This is a genomic window from Flavobacterium sp. HJJ (assembly GCF_015351475.1).
In the GTDB taxonomy this organism is placed as follows: domain Bacteria; phylum Bacteroidota; class Bacteroidia; order Flavobacteriales; family Flavobacteriaceae; genus Flavobacterium; species Flavobacterium marginilacus.
Genome location: NZ_JADKPR010000060.1, coordinates 1 through 1633, shown reverse-complemented (window position 1 = coordinate 1633; position 1633 = coordinate 1). Strand labels below are relative to the sequence as shown.

Here is a 1633-nt window from a genome sequence, read left to right as displayed (position 1 = left end):
CGTTCATAGGAGTAGCTGTTATGCGTTCGGCTTTTATTTTGTCCCATTTATTCTGTCAATTTCGTTTTCACGTTTTTTTGTTTCATTTGTTTTGATTTCTACTTTTTCATTGTATTTGAACCCATAAAAATCACCATAAATTTCTTTGTTTTTGTTTACTGTCAAAGTGCTGTCCAAAGTTATTCCGTTTGGGCGTAATTCATAGTAAAGTATTGGGTTGTATGCTGTCAACGAGCCTTTGTCGCCCCAAGTTTCACCCCAATCCCAAAAACCAGCAAATTCCAAATTGTCGTCTTTGTCAAGATTTGATACTTTTGAAATAAATGTCGGCAATTTTTCTGTGCTAATTATTTTGTCTCGATACACTTTAAAATATTTTAAGGAATTTTTATTTGGTCGTTCATTTACTTCTACTAATATTTCAAAGGTTTCTTTGTCAAGTTGTCTAATGATTGGATATAGCTTGTCCTCAAACTCATATTCCGTTAATGATGTGTCAAGAAAAAGTAGTTTGTTTTTATGTGTCAAGAAAAATAGTGTGTAGGTTTCAACCCCTTCAAAAATTTCTTTCTTCCCAACTTTAATTTCAAAATCATTACCAAGTTTTATTACCTTTTGAACTTGGTTGTCAATGTTTAAATTTGTTTGTAGACTGTCTGCATATTGAGCTATGGCACTAACAGTTTTTTGTCCGTTGCAGTTTGAGCTAGCTGTCAAAACAAATGCGATTAAAAAGGTCAAATACGATGATTCGTTAAATTTCATAGTTGTCGGTCTTTTAAGCTGACGCATAACGTTCCGCGGCTTCAAGAAGTGGCGAACTTCGTAACTGCGTACTTTCGGCTAAGATAAATATTATTGCGAAATGTGAACTTGAATTCACTACGAAATTCGCCATTTCTTGAAACCGCTGTTAGCAGCAGGCTATTGCCACTCAAATGTCGATTTTCCTTTGCCATTCTTCATTTTAAACTTATCAGAATAGTCATTCACGCCTATACATTTAAAAGAGTAATAAACTTCTACTTTCTTTATCGGGTTTTCAACTACTTTAATACTATCAACTTTGAAATTAAAATTATTTGGTTTAATTTGTCCGTTATACTTATTTGTATCAAACCTGTTTATGTCGTTATTTATATCGTAAAAGTTTTGGTAAGCAATTCCAACATTATGAATATTTTCTCTTGGGTGGCTTATTTGATAATAATTAAAATAGCTTCTACTGAAGAAATTTATAAAGTCAGAAAACGTATTGTATTTATAAGTAACTAAATTTAATTTAGTTTTAGATTCATGAAATCTGTAAGATACAAAAACACTTTTTTCAATGTTATTGTCTAGGAGTTTATATGCTAATTGAAATTGGATGTAACTAGAGTCTATTGGCGTAGAAATTATACTTGCAGAATAACCTTTAGCATGAACGTTAGTACTAATAAGAAAATTTCCATTGAAATCTCCCAAAATATAATCACTATAATTTTTTAGAGTGTCTAATGCTATTGAATAATTATTATCTGGTTTAAAATCAACATCTTCTTTACAGCAAGATGTCATTAATGACAATAATGTGAATACAAATATTACTTTTTTCATAGGTTTTTTTACGGTTTTTTTGGGTGCTTGCTGC

At 30.9% G+C, this 1633-nt stretch carries 2 protein-coding genes; both read right to left on the bottom strand.

Annotation, left to right across the window (positions count from 1 at the left end; translation table 11 throughout):
• Positions 1-33 precede the first annotated feature (33 nt).
• Positions 34-765 carry a hypothetical protein gene (locus tag IRZ80_RS20700; RefSeq protein ID WP_194644252.1) on the bottom strand — a complete coding sequence of 244 codons (732 nt, stop codon included), beginning with the start codon at positions 763-765 and terminating at the stop codon, positions 34-36.
• A gap of 159 nt (positions 766-924) precedes the next feature.
• A partial coding sequence (locus tag IRZ80_RS20695; RefSeq protein WP_228520976.1) for a hypothetical protein occupies positions 925-1633 on the bottom strand: 709 nt, incomplete at its 5' end.

Coding starts and splice junctions, on each gene's coding strand:
- IRZ80_RS20700 (WP_194644252.1), bottom strand. CDS start 765: ATGAAATTTAACGAATCATCGTATTTGACCTTTTTAATCGCATTTGTT.